This window comes from Streptomyces sp. T12, assembly GCF_028736035.1.
Classification (GTDB): domain Bacteria; phylum Actinomycetota; class Actinomycetes; order Streptomycetales; family Streptomycetaceae; genus Streptomyces.
This window is the reverse complement of record NZ_CP117866.1, coordinates 5,574,305-5,589,826: the sequence shown is the minus strand read 5'-3', so window position 1 is coordinate 5,589,826 and position 15,522 is coordinate 5,574,305. Positions and strand designations below refer to the sequence as shown.

Genomic DNA, 15,522 nt, shown 5'->3' with positions numbered 1-15,522 from the left:
GCAGTCAGGGGGCAGGAAGGCAGGCCACCAGGTCACGGCACGCCTCCCGGGATCAGCGTCAGGACCGCGCGGCCCGCCGTCCGTAGGGTCTTGGCCGCGTGGGCCACCGACTCCGCGGTGACCTGGGGCAGCAGGGTGGGCAGGTCGGTCACCAGGTTCGGGCTGGCGTGGAGCAGTGCGAAGGCGCCTGCGTGGCGGGTGCGGGTCAGGGGTTCGTCGTAGGAGCGGCAGAGCGCGGTGGAGGCGCGGGCGGTGGCGTGGGAGAGCTCGCGGGGGTGGGGGCCGGTGGCCGCCAGGCGGTCCAGTTCCTCGTCCACCGCGGACGGCACCGCCTCGGGGGCGGTGGTGGGCGGGTGGTGGGCGACCAGGAGGAAAGTGTCGGGGTCCCGGGCCTGCAGGGGGCCGAAGAAGCCGCAGCTCGCCCGCACCGACGTGACCGTGCCGTCGTGGACCAGGCGCCGCCGCAGCCGGGCGTCGTCCCCTCCGGCGAGCAGCCGGGCCAGGACCATGTGGGCCAGGTAGTCGCCGAGGTCCGCGGCGGGGTCGGGCATCCGGTACCCGAGGGCGACCGCGGGCAGGGGCGCGTGCGGGTCCCGGTGCTCCCCGCGGCGCTCGCCGCACGGCGGTGGCTCCGCCAGTCGGGGCCGGGGCGCGGCGGGGTGGGCGGGGATGTCGCCGAAGTGGCGGTGGACGAGGGTGAGGGCGTGATCGGGGTCGACGGGACCGCTGATGGTGAGCACCGCGTTCGCCGGGGTGTAGTGCGCCGCGAAGAACGCCTCGCACTCCGCCACCGTGGCCCGCTCCAGTTCGCGCAGGTCGCCGTAGCCGTTGTGGGCGTTGGGGAAGGTCTCGTACAGGACGCCGGGGAGCACCGTCCAGGGGAAGCCGCCGTAGGGGCGGTTGGTGACCTGCAGGCGGATCTCCTCCTGGACCACGGCCACCTGGGTGCGCAGGTTCTCCGCGCTGATCCGCAGCGCGCGCATGCGGTCGGCCTCCAGGAACAGCACGCGCTCCAGGGCGCCCGGCGGGACCAGCTGGTGGTAGTCGGTGTGGTCGTGGTGCGTGGCGGCGTTGGCCGTGCCGCCGGAGGCCTGCACATGGCGGAAGTGCTCGCCGCGGGCCACGTTCTCGCTGCCCTGGAACATCAGGTGCTCGAAGAGGTGGGCGAACCCGGTCCTGCCCTCGGGCTCGGAGCGGAAGCCCACGTCGTAGTGCACGGCGATCCCGGTCACCGGGGAGTTCGGCCGTGGGTCGAGCAGGACCCGCAGCCCGTTGTCCAAGGTCTCCGTCCGCACCCTCTGTTTCCCTTCTCTCCGCTTGCCCTGTTCTCGCTCGACGGGACGCGACGCGGCCCCCGGTGTCTGGCGCCAGACACCGGGGGCCGCGGAATGCCGCTTGACGTCAGCAGCCCGTGCTTCAGCAGCCCTTGGCCGCCGTGACACCGATGCTGGTGCCGATGCCGGCGCCGCAGGCCCAGCCCGACGTGGCGATGAAGGACAGCACGGACGGGGTGGCGCCCGGGGCCTCCTCCGCGTGGGTGGCCTCGATCTCCTGGGCGGAGGTGTAGGCGGTGTAACCGGCGATCAGGTTCTCGGTGGTGTTCACGAGTTTCCTCCCGTTTTCATGGACTCACGATTCGGAATTACGACGCTCCGCAATTCCTGTCGCATTTCTAGCATGCCGGGCACGGAATGAGGCCGAAAAAAGTTTCCTTGCCCATCGAAGGACTCCGGAAAATTGGGCCTCTCAGAGTTCCCGCACATAGCGGGTGGCAAGCTCCAGCGGGGCGCCCGGGAAATCGTCCCGGAGCACCTTGATGGCCTTCACATCGCCGTCCTGCTGCTTCACCCGTCGGATACGGGACTCGTCGACCGCGCGACGGAAATCGTCGTACGACGGGTAACGCTCCTTGAATTCCTGCTTCCGCTTCTGCCAGCCGAACATCAGGCCTCCTCCTGTGCGGTGTCGGTACGGTCCGCGCTCTCGTAGACGGACACATGGCGCAGGCTGGCCGCGGTGTACGGCTGCCTGGTCCAGCTCTCGTAGCGCTCCACGAGCCGCAGCCCGGCCAGCTCCGCGAGCAGGTCGATCTCGAACGGGAACGCGTAGCGCAGGACGTGCTGCTTGGTCTCCGGCGGCCCGCCGTCGACGATCGTGTGCGTGCCGATCATCAGCTGCCGGGAGCGGTCGACGGCGAGCGTGTCGAGCATGATCGCGCCCTCGTTGAGGTAGCGCATCGAGAAGTCCGGCTTCTGCAGGCCGTGGTACGGCGCGGGGTCGAACGCCTCCAGGACGAACCGGCCGCCGGGGGCGAGCTGTTCGCGCGCCAGCCGCAGACAGCCGAGCTGCTGTTCCTTGGTCACGGCGACGAAGAACGTGTTGAGCAGCAGGGTGACGAGGTCGTAGGACTCGCCGGTGCCCGTCTCGGTGAAGTCGCCGAGCCGCGTGGTCACCGCGCCCTTGGCGTCACGTTCCTTCAGCTTCGCGAGCATCGCCTCGGAGCCGTCGATGCCGTGGACCTCGAAGCCGCGCTCGGCCAGCGGGAGGGCGATACGGCCGGTGCCGACGCCGAGTTCGAGGATCCGGCCCTGCGGCGGGGTGAGTCCGGCGAGGAACTCCACCGCGAGGTTGGTGTCGAACTCGATCGGATACATCTGGTCGTAGACGCTCGCGAGCTTCTCGTCGTAGTGGGCGTTGCCCAGGGTCATCCTGTCTCCAGCGTTGTCGGGCGCACCGCGGCGGCGCCGTCGGTGTCGATCAGTTCGGCGATGCAGTCGAGATAGGCCGGGAACTCGTCCGTCCACCCGACGTAGGCGGCGTAGTCGTGGGCGTGGGTGAACACCCGCAGGGCGGCGGCGCGGCCCAGGGCCTGTGGGTCGGTTCCGTGGTCTCCGTAACCGCGCAGGAAGGAGCGGGCGGCCTCGGCGCAGTGCTCCGCGAGGGCGGCGTGTTCGGGTCGGGTGAGGTGGACCAGCCGGAACTCGGCCAGTTCGCCGAGCAGCCAGCCCACGTCGTAGGCGGCCGGGCCGCGGGCCAGTTCCTCACCGGCCAGCAGTACCCCGGCGCCGGGCGCCGCACCGGGCACGAGGGCGCCGCTGCCCACACCGCCCAGCAGGAAGACGTCGCCGTCCCGGCCGGCGGCGAGGTCGTCGCACCAGCCGAGCACGCGCGCGAGCCGGTCCGGTCCGAGCCGCCGGGCGGCGAGCGCGTGGAGGCTCGGCAGGTGTTCGTGCGGGGCGTCGTCGGAAGGCGGCGTGGGCGACGGTGTACGAGACGGCGTGGTCCGCAGCCAGGAGGCCAGTCGGGCGGCGCCGCGCGGCCGTCCCGCGACCAGCCGTGCGGGCACGCCCTCGTGCACGCGGCGCACCGTACGACCCACCTCGTACAGCAGGTGGTGCAGCAGCCCGCGCTGCCGCGCGTCGAGCGCCGAGAGCAACAGGTGTCCGACGGACCGCGCCGCGCCGGCCGGGTAGCGGCGGGCACTGCTCTGGGGAACGCCCAGGACGGGGAGGACGCCCGCGACACCCGGTGCCGACGCGGGCACGGCCGCCGACACGGCGGCGCGCACCTCGTCGGACACGGCCGAGAACGGCTCCCGCCGCAGCTCCCCGGGCGATCGCTCCCACACGAACCCACGCCCGTGCCGCCGGACACGGGTGCGCAGGAAGCCGGTCCCGAACTCGTCGACGATCTCCCCGGGCTCCCTCGACGGGTGGGTGGGTGCGTGGCCCCCGTGTGCCGTGGTCACCGGGCCACCTCGTCGTCCGCCCTCGTCCGCAGGCGTTCCGCCGCCGTCAGGAGTTCCGGCAGCGGGGCTGCCAGGGCCGCGTCCATACGGCCCGTCGTGCTGCTCAGGCCCGGGGTCGGCGGGACCACCGAAACGTTCGGGCGCTCCTCCAGCGCGGCCCGGTGGCGTCGGTACGCCGCCGACCGCAGCGCGCCCGGCGGGAGGGAGGGGGCCAGGACCACGGGGGCCGAGGTGCACTGCAGGGCCAGCATCACCGGGGTGTCGGCGAGGCCCAGGGCGAGGCGGGCCAGGAAGTTCAGGCTCGCCGGGTGTACGACCACGGCCTCGGCCCACTCGGCGAGTTCGACGTGCGGGGCGGCGTGGACGGGGCCGTCCGGCCAGGCGTCGAGCAGGGCCTCGCGGCCCGCCAGCGGGGCCAGCGCGCCGCGGCTGACGAAGCGTTCCGCGCTGCGCGTGATCAGCGGCCGTACCTCGACGTCCGGGTAGCCCTGCCGCAGCCAGTTCAGCCAGAACGGCATGTGCGCGGCGCTCAGCGCGCCCGTGCCCACGTACAGCAGGCGGCGCGCGCCGAAGGCGGGCAGCCCGGCGGCGGTCGGATCACCCACCAGCTCACCCACCGGTTCGCCTACCGGTTCACTCCCCGGCTCAGTTGCCGGTTCACTCACCTTCACTCACCGCCGTCCTCCGCGTGCAGGATGTCGCGCAGGTCCCGCAGCGCCGCCGCCTCGCCCTCCGTGAAGTACACGCCGGAGAGGTTGAGGATCACCTCGTCCACCCCGCTCTCCCGGAACTTCCGCAGCCCCGCGGCGACTTCGTCCGGCGAGCCGGTGACGTACACGCCGGAGTCGATCAGCGCGTCCACGCCCTTGCGCGGGGTCTTCGGGTCGGCGTCGATGCCGGCCTTGCGCAGCATGTCGGTGTAGTGGCCGGTGCTCAGGTGGACCCCGGCCGCGGCGTGCGCGCAGCGGCGCAGGTTGCGGGCCGGGCGGGTGACGGCGGCATGGACCACGGCCGCCACGCGCGGTGCCTTGCGGCCCTCCTGGGCGGCGCCCTCCTCCAGCGCGGGACGCAGCTGCTCGGCCACGTACCAGTGCGGCGTCAGCCAGGTGATCGCCACGTCGGCGACCCGGCCTGCGGTGCGGGCCATGCCGGTGCGCAGCACGCCGAGGCCGACCTCGACCGGCGGCGCGGGCATGGGGATCAGGCTGGAGGTGACGGCGTAGTGCTCGCCCCGGTGGTCGACCAACTCGCCGTCCAGCAGGCGCCGTACGAGCGAGGCGTACTCGTGGACGGCCCGCAGCGGCTTGTCGTAGGGGTCCTTGAGGAACGCCTTCTGGAACTCCGGGGCGCCGGGCCCGTATCCGGCGACGTAGGTCGCGCCGGACAGGGCGCTGAGGCTGCGCGCCTCGACCGCCGCCTCGTACGGGTGCATCAGCGGGGTCAGCGCCACGCTGGACCCGAGCGGCAGGCCCGGCACGTGCGCGGCGAGCGCGGCCATGGCCAGGTGGGACTCGATGCGCAGGGACTGGCCGATCCACAGGCGCCGCGCCCGCTGCTTCCTGGCGAAGCGGCCGAAGTCGACGATCGAGGCGAGGGTGTCCGGCTGCGAGGGGAAGATCAGGGAGGTGGCGCGGGTGTCGTCCGCGGTGCGGGTCATCAGGCTTCGGCCTTCTTCAGACGGCTGCCGGACTCACGGCGGGTCATCCGCCGCAGCAGCCGTGGTGCCAACAGGAATCCGACGACGGCCCAGGCGCCGACGATCATCAAAATCTCGGTGTGCTGCCAGCTCTGCCCGGTCTCCGCGGCCAGCGCCGAGTCCGGAAGCAGGGCGGAGCGCACGCCCTGGGCGATCCACTTCACCGGGAAGACCTCCACGACGGCGCGGGCGCCGTCCGGCAGCGTGGTCACCGGGAAGAACAGGCCGGAGCAGCCCATCAGGAAGAAGATGGGGATCATCGTGAACCCCAGGGCCTCGCGCGGGTTGGGCAGCAGCGCCCCGATCGCGGCCCCCAGCGGCACCACCGCGAGCAGGCCGAGCAGCAGCACCCAGATCAGGGTGAGCCAGTGCGCGGCGTCCCGGGGCAGGTCCGTGCCGGCGAACAGGGCACCGGCCAGCAGCGTCAGCAGCGCGCCGCCGAGCGCGGTGGCGAGCACCACCGCGGTCTTGCCGACCAGGTACGAGGTGATGCCGCCGGGCACGGTCTTCAGCCGCAGCAGCGTGCCGTCCTCCCGCTCGGTGGCCAGCACCTGAGGGAGCGTCATCAGGCCCGTCTGCACGAGCATGGTGGTGATGCCGCCGGCCATCAGCAGATGCGCCATCGGTACGTCGCTGCCCTCGATGTCCTTCTCGATCGTGAGGCTCAGGACGACGAACATCAGCGGCGTGCTCAGCAGGGAGAAGGCCTCGCGGGGGGTGCGCAGCGTCTGCGTCAGTTCCAGCCCGCCGCGGCGCAGCCCGACCGTGAACGCCTTGGTCAGTCCTCGGGACATGTCAGGCCGCCTCCCCCTCGCGGATCATGCGTACGTAGATGTCCTCCAGCGTGGGCCGGTGGACCTGGAGCCCGGGGATCGGCCCCTGGAGCTTGTCGTGCAGTTCCCACACCAGCCGGGAGGGGTCGTCGGTGAGCTGCGTCTGCCGCTCACCGTCCTGGTCCCAGACCACGCGTGCCTCGGCCCGCGCCCGGTCGGCGAGTTCGGCGGGGGTGCCGTTTGCGTGGATGCGGCCGTCGATGAGGACGGCGATCCGGTCGGCGAGCCGCTCCGCCTCGTGCAGGTCGTGCGTGGTGAGCACCATCGTCATGCCGCCGTCGCGCAGCCGCTCCACCATCTCGTGGAACTCGCGGCGGGCGACCGGGTCGAACCCGGTGGTCGGCTCGTCCAGGAACAGCAGCTCGGGGTTGCCGACGATGCCGAGCGCTACGTCGAGCTTGCGGCGCTGGCCGCCCGAGAGCTTCTGGCAGACCTGGCCCGCGTGTTCGGCGAGTCCCAACTCCCGCAGCAGCTCGGCCGGGTCGCGGGGGGCGCGGTAGTACGAGGCGAAGTGCTCCAGCAGTTCACCGACCCGCCAGCGCTGATGGTCGCGCCAGGACTGCAGGACAATACCCACGCGGGCACGCCAATCCTCGTCAACACCGTCCGGGTCCTCCCCCAGGATGCTCACGTCTCCGCCGGTGCGCCGGCGGAAGCCTTCCATGATCTCGATCGTGGTGGTCTTGCCCGCACCGTTCGGCCCCAGCAGGGCCAGGACCTCGCCGCGCCGGACGGTGAGGTCGACGCCCTTCAGGACCTCTTTCTCCCCGTACCGCATGGTGAGGTTCTCGATGGATATCGCCGGGCTCGCCTCGTCACCGGACTTCGGAATCGTTCTGTCCTTCCACTGCGTTGTGCTGACTCAGCCATCGGGTGTAGGTGCGTCGGGGGATTTCCAGAATCAGGCAGAACCTCGAGATGGAAATCCCCAATTCCCGTCTGATCACCTCGAGGTCCGTGAAGGGACCCGGCGGTAGTCCCCGATCTTCCGCCAGGCCATGAGCTCGACGTACGCCTCGCCGAGGGCGACCTTGAGCCGGCGCACCTCGTCGGTGAGGTGCTCCTGGTGGGCGGTGGGCCGTACGGCGGGCGGGCCCGCGAGCCCGGTGCTGCCGCCCTCGATGAACTGCTTGCGCCAGTTCGCGATGGACTGCTCGGAGACCTGCGCCTGGCGTGCCGCCTCGGCCACGGTCTTCTCCTTGGCCAGGACCGACAGCACGATGCGGACCTTGTCCTGCAACGGCAGCGCTGGAGGTCTGGGCATGGATCACACACCTCCGTGTTCGGAATACGGGGTGAAGGCACTGAGTTCGGGCGAGTCGATGTTGCGGGCGGGGTGCAGCGGGTCGATGTTCGCGGCCGTCAGCGCCTCGGCGACGGCGGCCGTACGGTCCCGCCCGTCGGGCGCCTCGGCATGGGCGACCAGTCCCTCGGCGACCGCCAGCGCCCGGTGCTCCCCGAAGCTCATCCCGGCCCGGCCGGGCCGGTCGTCGGCGGGCTCCCACGCGGCACCGACGCCCGCGCCGAGCCGGTGCGTGAACGGCGAGGTCCGCATCCCGACCCCGGCGAGCCCGCGGGTGGCGGCCACCACCGCACCGGCCGCGTGCCAGGTGCCGGGTGCCAGGTAGACGACCAGGGCGTCGTGGCGCGGGTACAGCAGCGGGGACGAGCTGACCTTCGCCCGGTAGGGCACGCCCTCCTGCTCCAGCCGCCCGAGGACCGCGGACCACACGGCGGGGGCGTGGGCGACGTCCTCGATGTGGACGTAGACCCGCAGCAGCGGCCGGCCCGACGGACGGCCCCGTGAGCCGTCGGCGAGGAAGAACCCGGGCGACAGGGCGGGCCGTACGGCGCCGAGCCGTACGACGACCTCGTCGCCGCGCTCCCGCTCGTCGCCGGTGAGGCGGGCGGACGCCGGCACGGCCACCCGTACCCCGTCGACGAGGAGCACGAGCAGTTCGCCGTCCGGGCTCTCGCCCACCTTGCGGGCCACGACCGTGGTGGTCTCGTGCGGGGTGGCGGCGGCGAGCAGCTCCTCCAGCCGCCCGTCGCGCAGGGTGCGCGGCCGCGGGCCGTCGTGCTCCGGGCGGCCGGAGTGGACCTGCTCGTACAGCAGCATGGCCAGGCCGCTCGCCAGGTCGCGGGGTTCGCTCACCTCGACGCTCCGGTCGCCGACCCGGGCCTCGCTCAGGTCCGCGGCGATGTGCACGTCGTCCAGCACGCTCGCCAGGTGAGCGCCGATCAGCTGTGTCGCGGTCGCCGTCATGCCTGTTCCCCCAGTCCCATCGCCGTGACGAACCGCTCCGGGTCCGCCAGCGCGGTCCTTCCGATGCCCATCGCCGCCCGGGTCAGCGCGAGCAGCCGGGTGTTCTTCGCCGCCGACGCCAGCGCCCGGTCGATCAGATGCCAGCCCGCGACCGCGGTGGCCCGTACGGCCAGGCCCTCGTCGACGTCGTCGCGTACGGCGCGGTAGCCGGCCCAGAACGCCTCGATGCGCGGGCGCAGTTCGGCCAGGTTGCGGGAGCCGCGGGCCACGATGTCCTCGTGGGTCGGCTCGGCGCGGATGCCGTCCTGCGCGGCCTGTTCACCCGAGTCGTCCGTGCCCACTCCGGTGATCCCGATGACCGCCTGGTAGAGCCACTCCCCGGCGAAGGCGCCCACGTCACGCGCGGGGTCGGCCAGCCGGAACTCCTCACCGTCCGTCAAGTGCAGGCCGCCGTCCGCGTCCCGCAGGAACTGGTCCAGGCGCAGATCGCAGTGGGCCGGGCGGTGTTCGACGTGCCGCTCGCGCTCGCGCAGGTCCCGCAGCGCGCCGACGAGCACCTCGTCCTGCTGGACGATGCCCCACAGATTCACCTCGGCGAACGTGAGGGACATGAACATGGGCAGCGGCAGCGCCTCGTTCATGGACAGGTCGGGCAGGACGGGCGGCGCCTCGTCCAGGGCCGGCTCGACATCGCCGTACGGGGCACCGTGCAGCAGGCCGATCAACCGCCCTGCGCGGTGCGCGAGTTCGTCGTCGAAGTCCTTGTCGGCGGCCAGCTCGGCGCCGGTCGACACCCCGGTCAGCAGCTCGTGCGCCATCAGGTGGTGCGGCGTGTGGTGCCCGAGCAGCCGGGGCGTGCGCAGCTCGGGTGCCTGGGCACGGCGGATCACCTCGTCCAGGGCGACCGACCGGCGGATGCGGCGCGCGGCCTCCTCGGGGCTCGCCACCACCCGCTTGACGAACACCCCGACGCCGCTGGAGGTGGTGCCCACCCAGTTGTCGTTGCGCCCGAGGTAGGCGGTCACCTCGCTGTCGGTCAGCTTCCCGAGGCCCAACGAGTCCAGGAACTCGTTCACCTCCGGTGCCTGGTCCAGCGAGACCGGCTGATAACTCCTGCGGTCCGAACTCAACTTCCCCCCGTTCGCAGTGCGTCCTACGGCGACGACGGCCGGACGGCCTGGCGGTCACACCAGGCAGTCCGGCGGCGTCGGCGTCGTCGATCCTGCCGCGTTCGGACAGCCGTTCACATCCGCTGGCCGGTGGTTTCGGACCCCGCCGTTCGGGGGTGTGTGAACCGCCGTCCAGGTGGCGAAACCCCTTGTTCAGCCGGGCGGAACCCGCCATTCGAGGGAAGCTCAGATCGACCTCAAACTTTGCACAGGCATTTGACGGGTTCCGCTTCTCGCCAGCAGGATCAAGGGTCATGGAGCCGGGCTGACCTCCGGTTCACAAGCATCAACGGGGAGACAGACCATGATCCGCTTGATCATTGTCGGGGATGACGTACTGTTCCGTGCCGGTCTGCAAAGAATCCTGGAGGACGCCCACGACATACGGGTCCCGGCCGACTGCGACTACGCCGACGCGGTGGAGACGACCACCGCCCACGACCCCGACGTAGTACTGCTCAGTGACGAGCGGCGCAGGAAAGAGACGCTCTCCCTCCTGACGGCCCTGCGGGCGCAGTCCGCACCGCCCGAGGTCGCGGTCCTCACCTCGGCCGCCGACGAACGCTTCGTCGTCGACTCCCTGCTGGCCGGCGCGACCGGCTTCCTGCTCCGTGACACCGTCCCGCACGACCTGGTCAACGCCGTCCGGCTGCTGGCCTCCGGCAGCAGCGCGCTCGCCCCGTCGGCCTCCCGCAGCGTGGTCGGCCACCTCCAGGCCCGGCCGCAGAAGGAGGCCCGCTCCCGGGTGGCCGACCTGTCCGACCGTGAGCTCGACGTGCTGTCCCTGCTGGCAGAGGGGCTGACCAACGCCGAGATCGGGCGGGCCCTGCTGCTCAGCCCCGCCACCGTCAAGGACCACCTCAGCGCCATCTACACCAAGCTCGGCACGACCAACCGGGTCCAGACCGCGGTTCTCGCCCACCGGATGGGCGCCGACCGCGATTCCCGTACGCGCACTTCTCGCGATTCCCGTAAGCGCGCCTCCCGAGCAGTGCCGGCTCAGTCGCTGTCCGAGGGCGCGGAGTTGCGCATTCCCGCCTGACTGGCCGAGGTGGCGAGGTCCTGCAGCGCCGCGAGATGGCGGCTCAGGGCCTCGCGCCCGGCGGGCGTGAGAGCAAGCCAGGTTCGCGGGCGTTTGCCAATGTAACCTTTGCGCGCCTGTACATATCCGGCCACTTCCAGCGCGGAGGTGATCCGGCTGACGCTGGCGTCGGAGACCTGGCAGTAGTCCCGCACGGCCCCGAACTCGGCCTCGGCGCAGCCCGACAGAAACGCCATCAGCGCCAGACGGGTGGGGTGGTGGATCACCTCGTCGAGCTCCGGCAGTCCTCTGTCACTCATCGGACGCACCTGCTCCGCGGCCACCCCGCGCCGCACCGGCGCCGTACCGCGCCGTCATCACGGCCAGCGCGACTGCGCCCAGCAGTCCGGAGACCACGGCACCCACGGTCCGGCCCCCGGGGAGGGCGGCCAGCCATCCGGCGGCGAAGACGGCGAGCGGGACCAGCTGGGCCTTCAGCCGCGCCCTGCGGTCCTGCTCCGGCCACAGCACGACGCCGGAGCGCCGGACCACGAGCAGGTGCAGGACGACGAAGGCGGCGGCGGCCAGGCAACCACCGACGCTCCCCCACAGGCCGTCGGCGGGATCGTCCGGCGCCGAGAAGCCGAACATCCCGATCGTGAATCCCGCGAAGAGCACCCCCTGAAGCGGCGGGAACCATCCGGGCGCCGACTGCGGACGGGCGGCGGCAGCGCGGGCCCGCTCGGCGGTCCGCAGGGCCGCGGCGGCGTCCGCGGCGGGGTTCTGGGCTTGAGACACGACGGAGTCCCCCTCGTTTTTCTGGCGAGCAAGTACACCCACCCTAGCAACTACTTTTGCGGTGCAAAAGTAGTTGCTAGGGCGTGGATGCGCCGGGCTAGTCGGCGAACCCGTCGCGCACGTGGTTGAAGACGGGGCGGTAGGTGTCCCATTCGGCGGTCGGGGCCGACAGGTAGATGTCGTACTCCCGGCCGCCCGCCGTGCCGTATCCGAGGTCGATGGCGCGGAAGGCGCGGGCGCGGCCGTGGAAGGTGAACTCCCACACCGCGGCCGGCTTGTCCTTGAACTTGGTCTTCTGCATCCGCAGCCTGCGGTACGTGGAGTAGTTGACCTTGGTGTTCGCCTCGATGTCCTTGAAGTGCTCGATGGGGTGCGAGCCGGCCGGGTCCACCATGCCGATGGTGATGCCGGCCAGGCCGGTCGGATCGGTGTAGGTGACCTCGTCGGCCTCGCCCTTCTTCCGCGTCCAGCCGTCCGGCACGGGGAAGGAGACGCCGAGCTGCTGGTCGCGGACCAGGTGGTAGCCGTCGGGGACGGGCGAGGGGGCGGTCGACGGGGTGGGCGCGCTGCTGGTCCCGTGCGTGTCGGCCGCGTCGCCGTCGCCCCGCGACGACACGAAGAGCGTGCCGGCCGCGGCGACCGCGGCCAGGACGACAGCGACGGCCACGAGAGTGCGCCGCCCTCGCTTGCGGCCGCCCCGGCCACCCCGGCCGCCCTGCTCCGGCGGCACGGGCGGGGTCGGCCGCGGCGGGGGCGTCCGGGGCGAGGACGTCGGTGCCGTGTCCGGGGTGCCGCGGTGGGTGTCGTGGGCGACCCCGGCCGACAGCGTGGTCGTCGGGCCGCCGGACCAGCTGGCCTGCAGGGCCCGTTCCGTCTGCTCCGCCGTGGGCCGGTCCTCGGGGTTCTTCGACAGCAGGATCTCGATGAGCGGTTCCAGCGGGCCGGCCTGCCGCATCGGCTCCAGTGGGTCCACGGCGATGGCGTACGCCGTCTCCATGGCGGTGTCCCGGCGGTACGGCGGCCTGCCCTCGACCGCCTGGTACAGCGTCGCGCCCAGCGACCACAGGTCGGAGGAGGGGCCGGGCTTCTGGCCGCGGATCCGCTCCGGGGCCATGAAGTCGATGGAGCCGACCATCTCCCCGGTCTGCGTGAGCGTCGAGGCGCCGGCGGTCTGCGCGATGCCGAAGTCGGTCAGGACCACCCGGCCGCCGGCGCCGAGCAGGACGTTGCCGGGCTTGATGTCGCGGTGCAGGACCCCGGCGGCGTGCGCGGCCCGTACGGCGGCGATCATGCCGAGGCCGATGCGGGCGGCCTCCTCGGGCGGCAGGGTGTGTCCGCCCTTGAGGACGTCGCCGAGGGTGGGCGCGGGGACGTACTCCATGACGATGCAGGGCCGGCCGTCGTCCTCGACGACGTCGTGCACGACGACCACGTTGGGATGGACGACCCGGGCGGCGCTGCGCGCCTCGCGGCGGGTGCGCTCGTAGAGCGTGGCGACCTCGCCGTCGGACAGATGCGGCTGCGTGTGGAGCCGCTTGAGCGCGACCCGGCGTGCGAGCACCTCGTCCTCGGCCAGCCACACGGTGCCCATACCGCCGCTGCCGACGGGCTCGACGAGCCGGTAACGCCCGGCGACCAGCCGCCCCTCGTCCGCCACAGCCCTGCCCTCCGCCCGCTCTGCCCCCTTCATGTCACTTCGCCCTGCACAGTAACCGACCTTGCTGAGAGACCCGAGGCCGGGCGACCTCGGCGGGCGCCACCACAACGCCTGCGAACGGACCCGGCGGGGAGGGATGCCGCCTCACCCAGGCGGGCGTATTGTCCGCTTATGGCTCCCCGGATGTCGTCGACGGCAAGGGGTGAGGGCGTGCGGGACACCGCCCGCTCCGTGTCCGGCACGGGCCGCGGGCCGGGGTTGCTGGCGCCCGCCCTGGTGGAGGCGATGCGGGACACGGGCGCCTGTGTGGGCGCGGTGTACCTGCTGCGGCCGGGCGAGCGGGTGCTGAGGCTGGCCCTGTTGAGCGGAGTCCCGTGGGAGATCGCCGCGCCGTGGGCGAGGGCCGCTCTGGGCGCTCCGACACCGGTGGCGGACGCCCTGCGGGAGCACCGCCTGGTGTGGCTCGGCGGTCAGGAGGAGCTGGCCCGCCGCTACCCGCAGCTGGCCCTCGTACTGCCGTACCCCTTCACCCTGGCCGCCGCCGCGATCACCACCGACGGCACCCGGTGGGGCGGACTCGTGCTCCAGTGGCCCGGCTCGCACCCCACGGAGCTGCGCCCACACGAACGCGACGCGATCGGCGACGCCTGCCGGAGCCTGGGCCTGCTGCTGCGGGCCGCCGCCGACAGCGGCCACCCCGTGCTGCCGGAGACCGAACCGCTCCTGGTGCCCCCGCCCGGAGCCGACGCGTCCGAGTCGTCCCCGGCCCAGGTCGCGGCGGCCTTCGCCGCGCGCCTTCCCGGTGGCTGCTGCGCGTTGGACACCGACGGGCGGATCGTCTTCGTCACCGACACCGCCGTCGATCTCCTCGGCGCCGGCACGTCCGAGCTGCTGGGTGCCCGGCCGTGGGAGGTACTGCCCTGGCTGAACGACCCCGTCGCCGAGGACCGCTACCGGGCCGCGGTGCTCAGCCGCCACCCCACGTCCTTCACCGCGCTGCGCCCACCGGACACCTGGCTGTCGTTCAGCCTCTACCCGGACGCCTCGGGCATCAGCGTGCGGATCGTCCCCGCCCCGGCGGGTACCCCGGACAGCCCGCGGGAGCCGGGCCCCGCGCCGCCCGCCGGGATCGGCCGGGCCGCCGCGCTGTACCACTTCATGCACCTGGCGGCGACGCTCACGGAGGCCGTCGGCGTGCAGGACGTCGTCGACCGGGTCGGCGACCAGGTGCCGCACGGCACCGGAGCCCGGGCCCTGGCGCTGATGACCGCGGAAGAGGGCAGGCTGCGGATCATCGGCCACCGCGGCTACACCGCCCAACTCATAAGCCGTCTCGACGCCACGCCGCTGACCTCGCGGACCCCCGCGGTGCACGCCCTGACCAGCGGCGTCCCCAGCTTCTTCGCCACCTTCGCCGACCTGAAACGCGCCTATCCCCCGGCAGTCCGCCAGGACGACATGGCCGCCTGGGCCTTCCTGCCGCTGGTCACCTCCGGACGCCCCGTCGGCTCGCTCGTCCTCGCCTACGACCGCCCGCACCCCTTCGCCCCCGAGGAGCGCGCCGTCCTCACCTCCCTGGCCGACCTGATCGCCCAAGCCCTGGACCGCGCGCGGCTCTACGACGCCAACCACGAACTCGCCCACAGCCTGCAGGCGAGCCTGCTGCCCCACGCCCTGCCCCGCCTGCCCCGGCTGGACGTGGCCGCCCGCTATCTCCCCGCCGGCCGCGGCATGGAGGTCGGCGGTGACTTCTACGACCTCATCCGCCTCGACGACACGACCGCCGCCGCGGCCATCGGTGACGTCCAGGGCCACAACGTGCAGGCCGCCGCGCTCATGGGCCAGGTCCGCACGGCCGTGCACGCCATGGCCGGCTCACCCCCCGGCGAGGTCCTCGCCCGCACCAACCGCCTGCTCACCGACCTCGACCCGGGCCTGTTCACGAGTTGCCTCTACGCCCATCTGGACCTGGCCCAGCACACCGCGTGCCTGGCCAGCGCCGGCCACCCCTGGCCCGTCCTGCGCCACCCCGACGGACACACCGAGGTCCTGCGCCCGGCACCCGGCCTCCTGCTGGGCATCGACCCCACCGCCACCTACCCGGCCACCGAGATCGCCCTGCCGCCGGGCGCCGTCCTCCTGCTGTACACCGACGGCCTGGTCGAGGTCCCCGGCGTCGACCTCGACGAGGTCACCGACGCGCTCGCCGCCCGACTGGCCGGGGCCGGCGACCTGGGGGCGGAAGCCCTCGCCGACATCCTCGTCCACGACGCCCGGGAGTACGCGCACCGCAGCGACGACGTCGCCCTGCTCCTCGTCCGCGTCACCGCCTGA

The 15,522-nt window shown here is 72.7% G+C and carries 17 protein-coding genes; 2 read left to right on the top strand and 15 right to left on the bottom strand.

Annotated elements, in window-relative coordinates; all coding sequences use genetic code 11:
- Positions 1-32: 32 nt before the first annotated feature.
- From PBV52_RS25110 to lxmK, 12 genes are all read right to left on the bottom strand, one after another.
- Positions 33-1,295 carry a pitrilysin family protein gene (locus PBV52_RS25110; protein WP_274241253.1) on the bottom strand — a complete coding sequence of 421 codons (1,263 nt, stop codon included), beginning with the start codon at positions 1,293-1,295 and terminating at the stop codon, positions 33-35.
- Between the two features lie 121 nt (positions 1,296-1,416).
- On the bottom strand, positions 1,417-1,605 hold the full coding sequence (locus PBV52_RS25105) for an LxmA leader domain family RiPP (RefSeq protein ID WP_128433858.1): 189 nt from the start codon (positions 1,603-1,605) through the stop codon (positions 1,417-1,419).
- Positions 1,606-1,746: 141 nt separating this feature from the next.
- Positions 1,747-1,944 carry a hypothetical protein gene (locus PBV52_RS25100; RefSeq protein ID WP_128433859.1) on the bottom strand — a complete coding sequence of 66 codons (198 nt, stop codon included), beginning with the start codon at positions 1,942-1,944 and terminating at the stop codon, positions 1,747-1,749.
- Entirely contained in the window at positions 1,944-2,708 is a 765-nt protein-coding gene (locus tag PBV52_RS25095; RefSeq protein ID WP_274241252.1) for a bifunctional 2-polyprenyl-6-hydroxyphenol methylase/3-demethylubiquinol 3-O-methyltransferase UbiG, read from the bottom strand. The genes PBV52_RS25100 and PBV52_RS25095 overlap by 1 nt, the downstream gene beginning before the upstream one ends.
- Entirely contained in the window at positions 2,705-3,748 is a 1,044-nt protein-coding gene (locus PBV52_RS25090) for a hypothetical protein (RefSeq protein WP_274241251.1), read from the bottom strand. Before PBV52_RS25090 ends, PBV52_RS25095 begins: the two co-directional genes overlap by 4 nt.
- Positions 3,745-4,365 (bottom strand): flavoprotein, encoded by a 621-nt coding sequence (locus PBV52_RS25085; protein WP_274241250.1) that lies wholly within the window; start codon positions 4,363-4,365, stop codon positions 3,745-3,747. The genes PBV52_RS25090 and PBV52_RS25085 overlap by 4 nt, the downstream gene beginning before the upstream one ends.
- A gap of 50 nt (positions 4,366-4,415) precedes the next feature.
- Complete coding sequence (locus PBV52_RS25080) at positions 4,416-5,405, bottom strand: LLM class flavin-dependent oxidoreductase (protein WP_274241248.1); 990 nt, start codon at positions 5,403-5,405, stop codon at positions 4,416-4,418.
- Positions 5,405-6,238: an ABC transporter permease gene (locus PBV52_RS25075; protein WP_274241247.1), complete on the bottom strand. Its 834-nt coding sequence runs from the start codon at positions 6,236-6,238 to the stop codon at positions 5,405-5,407. Before PBV52_RS25075 ends, PBV52_RS25080 begins: the two co-directional genes overlap by 1 nt.
- Before the next feature lies 1 nt (position 6,239).
- Positions 6,240-7,055, bottom strand: a complete 816-nt coding sequence (locus PBV52_RS25070) for an ABC transporter ATP-binding protein (RefSeq protein ID WP_274241246.1) — start codon at positions 7,053-7,055, stop codon at positions 6,240-6,242.
- A gap of 165 nt (positions 7,056-7,220) precedes the next feature.
- Entirely contained in the window at positions 7,221-7,541 is a 321-nt protein-coding gene (locus tag PBV52_RS25065) for a transposase (RefSeq protein WP_128433865.1), read from the bottom strand.
- A gap of 3 nt (positions 7,542-7,544) precedes the next feature.
- The gene (locus PBV52_RS25060; RefSeq protein WP_274241245.1) at positions 7,545-8,543 is read right to left on the bottom strand and encodes a T3SS effector HopA1 family protein; all 999 of its coding nucleotides are present in this window, start codon (positions 8,541-8,543) and stop codon (positions 7,545-7,547) included.
- Positions 8,540-9,673, bottom strand: a complete 1,134-nt coding sequence (gene lxmK / locus PBV52_RS25055; RefSeq protein WP_274241244.1) for a class V lanthionine synthetase subunit LxmK — start codon at positions 9,671-9,673, stop codon at positions 8,540-8,542. Before lxmK ends, PBV52_RS25060 begins: the two co-directional genes overlap by 4 nt.
- 343 nt (positions 9,674-10,016) lie before the next feature.
- Between lxmK and PBV52_RS25050 the strand changes: the two genes are divergently transcribed.
- Complete coding sequence (locus PBV52_RS25050; protein ID WP_274241243.1) at positions 10,017-10,754, top strand: response regulator transcription factor; 738 nt, start codon at positions 10,017-10,019, stop codon at positions 10,752-10,754.
- Here PBV52_RS25050 and PBV52_RS25045 read toward each other — a convergent pair.
- The 3 genes from PBV52_RS25045 to PBV52_RS25035 all read right to left on the bottom strand — a co-directional run bounded on the left by PBV52_RS25045 (position 10,712) and on the right by PBV52_RS25035 (position 13,221).
- Positions 10,712-11,053 carry a transcriptional regulator gene (locus PBV52_RS25045; protein ID WP_274241242.1) on the bottom strand — a complete coding sequence of 114 codons (342 nt, stop codon included), beginning with the start codon at positions 11,051-11,053 and terminating at the stop codon, positions 10,712-10,714. The genes PBV52_RS25050 and PBV52_RS25045 overlap by 43 nt on opposite strands.
- Positions 11,046-11,531, bottom strand: coding sequence for a hypothetical protein (locus tag PBV52_RS25040; RefSeq protein ID WP_274241241.1), 486 nt, complete (start codon positions 11,529-11,531; stop codon positions 11,046-11,048). Before PBV52_RS25040 ends, PBV52_RS25045 begins: the two co-directional genes overlap by 8 nt.
- 97 nt (positions 11,532-11,628) lie before the next feature.
- On the bottom strand, positions 11,629-13,221 hold the full coding sequence (locus PBV52_RS25035; protein WP_274241240.1) for a serine/threonine-protein kinase: 1,593 nt from the start codon (positions 13,219-13,221) through the stop codon (positions 11,629-11,631).
- A gap of 150 nt (positions 13,222-13,371) precedes the next feature.
- On the opposite strand from PBV52_RS25035, the gene PBV52_RS25030 reads away from it, so the two are divergent.
- Positions 13,372-15,522 carry a SpoIIE family protein phosphatase gene (locus PBV52_RS25030; protein ID WP_373922024.1) on the top strand — a complete coding sequence of 717 codons (2,151 nt, stop codon included), beginning with the start codon at positions 13,372-13,374 and terminating at the stop codon, positions 15,520-15,522.

Bases quoted from the DNA above. Each gene is read 5' to 3' on its own strand.
- PBV52_RS25075 (WP_274241247.1), bottom strand. From the start codon at position 6,238: ATGTCCCGAGGACTGACCAAGGCGTTCACGGTCGGGCTGCGCCGCGGC.
- PBV52_RS25060 (WP_274241245.1), bottom strand. From the start codon at position 8,543: ATGACGGCGACCGCGACACAGCTGATCGGCGCTCACCTGGCGAGCGTG.
- PBV52_RS25045 (WP_274241242.1), bottom strand. From the start codon at position 11,053: ATGAGTGACAGAGGACTGCCGGAGCTCGACGAGGTGATCCACCACCCC.
- PBV52_RS25030 (WP_373922024.1), top strand. From the start codon at position 13,372: ATGTCGTCGACGGCAAGGGGTGAGGGCGTGCGGGACACCGCCCGCTCC.
- PBV52_RS25050 (WP_274241243.1), top strand. From the start codon at position 10,017: ATGATCCGCTTGATCATTGTCGGGGATGACGTACTGTTCCGTGCCGGT.
- PBV52_RS25095 (WP_274241252.1), bottom strand. From the start codon at position 2,708: ATGACCCTGGGCAACGCCCACTACGACGAGAAGCTCGCGAGCGTCTAC.
- PBV52_RS25100 (WP_128433859.1), bottom strand. From the start codon at position 1,944: ATGTTCGGCTGGCAGAAGCGGAAGCAGGAATTCAAGGAGCGTTACCCG.
- PBV52_RS25080 (WP_274241248.1), bottom strand. From the start codon at position 5,405: ATGACCCGCACCGCGGACGACACCCGCGCCACCTCCCTGATCTTCCCC.
- PBV52_RS25065 (WP_128433865.1), bottom strand. From the start codon at position 7,541: ATGCCCAGACCTCCAGCGCTGCCGTTGCAGGACAAGGTCCGCATCGTG.
- PBV52_RS25070 (WP_274241246.1), bottom strand. From the start codon at position 7,055: ATGCGGTACGGGGAGAAAGAGGTCCTGAAGGGCGTCGACCTCACCGTC.
- PBV52_RS25035 (WP_274241240.1), bottom strand. From the start codon at position 13,221: ATGAAGGGGGCAGAGCGGGCGGAGGGCAGGGCTGTGGCGGACGAGGGG.